The sequence below is a fragment of the Phormidium pseudopriestleyi FRX01 genome (assembly GCF_017313335.1).
Taxonomy (GTDB): Bacteria; Cyanobacteriota; Cyanobacteriia; order Cyanobacteriales; family Laspinemataceae; genus Laspinema; species Laspinema pseudopriestleyi.
Genome location: NZ_JAFLQW010000559.1, coordinates 1 through 2,906 on the forward strand (window position 1 = coordinate 1; position 2,906 = coordinate 2,906).

Genomic DNA, 2,906 nt, shown 5'->3' on the forward strand with positions numbered 1-2,906 from the left:
AGAATTCGCCGCCGTCAAATCGATAATTCCTGGTATCCGGCACGAGTGTTTATTCTGGCAGATTTACATCCCACTGATTTTGTGAAAGCAAGTCCAGGGGGGATGCAAGGTAGTAAACAATACTTTGATATTAGCAAATTAAATGTCAGGGATGCGGAGGATTTAGCTCATAAATTAAAGGGGACAACTTGGGAAAATTATTGATGATTCGGTAAAATTGATTAGTTGGTGTTATGATTAAGAGTGGTTTATAGGAGGCAGAGCCTCCAGTTTGGCATTCCCACCGCAGAGCCTGGGAACGAGGAAAGGAGTAAATTAGAGGCGGCATCGACGACTGGGCGATCGCCTTATCTTCGGTTGTCTGCGATCGGCGCTTTGTAAAGATTGGCTGATTATCAGGTTTGTTGAGACTCCGATGCCATAATCCATCTCATCAGCAAAGGCGATCGCCTGTTCTACTAAAAGGATATAATTGAGTAAAAATCAAACAAATACTGGATATGGAAACTAAAACAATTACGATTCGCGTTAATGCCGAAGCGGCCCGAATCTTTGAAAATGCCTCCGAAGAACAGCAACGAAAATTAGAGGTATTGCTGAGTTTAAAGTTGACTGAAGCAACTCGCTCAAAAGAAAGTTTAGAAGAACTGATGAGCGATATTAGTAGCAAAGCCCAAGAAAGAGGGTTGACCCCGGAAATATTGGACTCGATTTTAAATGATGATTAACATTCGTTATGTCTTTTGTTGTTTAAAAACGATGTAAACTTACTGACACTCGAAGATTTTTTACAAACGCTTGAAGACTAAACCTTAAGTTAACATGACCGATTACTATTGGAGGAAACGATGCAAGTTAAAATTAAACAAATCATTGTCTCACCGGGTCGGCAACTCTTGATGACTGATATCACTTGGCCGATGTATGAACAACTGTTAGAAGAGTATGCTGAAAAACCAAGTGTGCGGATTAATTATAGTCAGGGGGTTTTAGAAGTCATGGTGCCATTACCGGAACATGAAGATGATAAAATAATTATCAGTAACTTGGTGGAAGTGTTACTAGAAGAACTAGATATCGAGTTTAGAAATCTCGCTTCTACTACATTTAAAAATGAAAAGATGCAACAGGGTTTAGAAGCCGATAGCTGCTTTTACATTGAAAATGAGGCAGCTATCCGGGGTAAAAAGCGGATTGATTTAACGATAGATCCACCGCCAGATTTGGCGATTGAAATTGATATAACTGCTCGGACTCGGTTTAATAATTATGAAGCATTAGGGGTTGGAGAACTGTGGCGGTTTGACGGTACAAAGTTGGAAATCAATGTGTTGCAAGGGGGGCAATATGTTCAGATGCGTGAAAGTCCTCATTTCCCTGGGTTGCCTTTGGGTGAGGTGATTCCTCAGTATTTAGAACAAAGTAAAGTTGAAGGTAGAAATAAGGCGATTAAGGCGTTTCGCGCTTGGGTGAGAGGGAGGATTGAGGCAAGCTAGTGAGGAAGAAATGAGTTATACTAAGGTTGTGAACTGGAGAGACTCATGAACTGGATTAGAACAATTTGGGTTAGGGTTAAAGCCGGGAAGATTGAGCGACTTGAGTCTGCCGAGTTGGAGGACGGAACGCAGGTATTGGTGACTTTGATTCCTCCTGATGACTCTGAGTTTTGGCAACGGGCTAGTCAGGTTTCTTTGAATGATGTCTGGGACAACACTGAGGATGATATTTATGCTGAGTTACTCAAAAAGTGAGGTGATTCGCGTTCCCTGTGGGTTCGGCGGATTTATCCAGTTTAAAGGCGATCGCCCCGATGCCTCAGGGAGCAGAATTGGGGGACCAATGCAATAAATAGGTGTTGTGACGGACTCTACAGCTGCACCTCAACCCAGTGTGATGATGGCTTCGGGACGGGCAAAATGTTGGAAAATGATAACATTTGGAATCCCGGGAGATTTGCGGGGGGGAGGGGGAGAGAATCCGCTTGGGAGGCGGATTGGCTGGATTTTTGAAGGGGGAATCTATAGGGCATTGCTTAACAATTCGATATTCATTTTCAATTAAGGCAATGATAAAATACGGCAAACCTGTAGAATCAAACGGCTTGTCAGCGATCGCTTGTACAGTTTTGACCGTCTGCCTATCCCGCCAATTACCCCTAACCCTGACCGTATCTTGAACAGAGGACACTAACGATGGGAAAACCCACTGGCTTTATTGAATTCCTGCGCGAATTACCGTCTGAACTGAACCCACTCGATCGCATCGGCAACTGGGACGAGTTCCACCTGCATCTGGAGGAGGACAAACTCCGCACCCAGGCGGCGCGTTGTATGGATTGTGGCACTCCGTTCTGTCATACTGGCATTGTGATCAGTGGGATGGCAAGCGGTTGTCCGGTGAATAACCTGATCCCGGAATGGAATGACCTGGTGTATCGGGGTCTGTGGCATGAAGCGCTCGATCGCCTCCACAAAACGAACAATTTCCCAGAATTCACGGGTCGCGTCTGTCCGGCCCCTTGTGAAGGGTCCTGCGTCCTAGGCATCACTAACCCCCCGGTGACGATTAAAAATATTGAAAATACCATCGCCGATAAAGGATGGGATGAGGGTTGGATTACCCCGGAACTCCCGGAAAAACGCACGGGTAAAAAAGTTGCTGTGATCGGTTCCGGTCCCGCTGGATTGGCAGCAGCAGCGCAGTTGAACCGGGTCGGACATGGGGTCACCGTGTATGAAAGGGCCGATCGCCCCGGTGGATTGCTCATGTATGGCATTCCTAACATGAAGCTGGATAAGGAACAAGTGGTATTACGCCGGATTAAACTCCTGGAAGATGAAGGGGTGAAATTTGTCTGTAATACAGAAGTGGGCAAAGATATCACCGCGCAACAACTGATGCAGGAG

Annotated in this window: 5 protein-coding genes; all 5 read left to right on the top strand. The window is 45.4% G+C overall.

Annotated features, from left to right (window positions below):
• Positions 1–204: hypothetical protein (locus tag J0895_RS21265; protein WP_207089998.1), on the top strand; the 204-nt coding region annotated here is incomplete at its 5' end.
• A 296-nt stretch (positions 205–500) separates the two neighbouring features.
• Positions 501–728 carry a hypothetical protein gene (locus tag J0895_RS21270; protein WP_207089999.1) on the top strand — a complete coding sequence of 76 codons (228 nt, stop codon included), beginning with the start codon at positions 501–503 and terminating at the stop codon, positions 726–728.
• Positions 729–848: 120 nt separating this feature from the next.
• Complete coding sequence (locus J0895_RS21275) at positions 849–1,496, top strand: Uma2 family endonuclease (protein WP_207090000.1); 648 nt, start codon at positions 849–851, stop codon at positions 1,494–1,496.
• Between the two features lie 45 nt (positions 1,497–1,541).
• Positions 1,542–1,751, top strand: a complete 210-nt coding sequence (locus J0895_RS21280; RefSeq protein WP_207090001.1) for a hypothetical protein — start codon at positions 1,542–1,544, stop codon at positions 1,749–1,751.
• Positions 1,752–2,192: 441 nt separating this feature from the next.
• The coding region (locus J0895_RS21285) for a glutamate synthase subunit beta (protein WP_207090002.1) at positions 2,193–2,906 on the top strand (714 nt) is incomplete at its 3' end.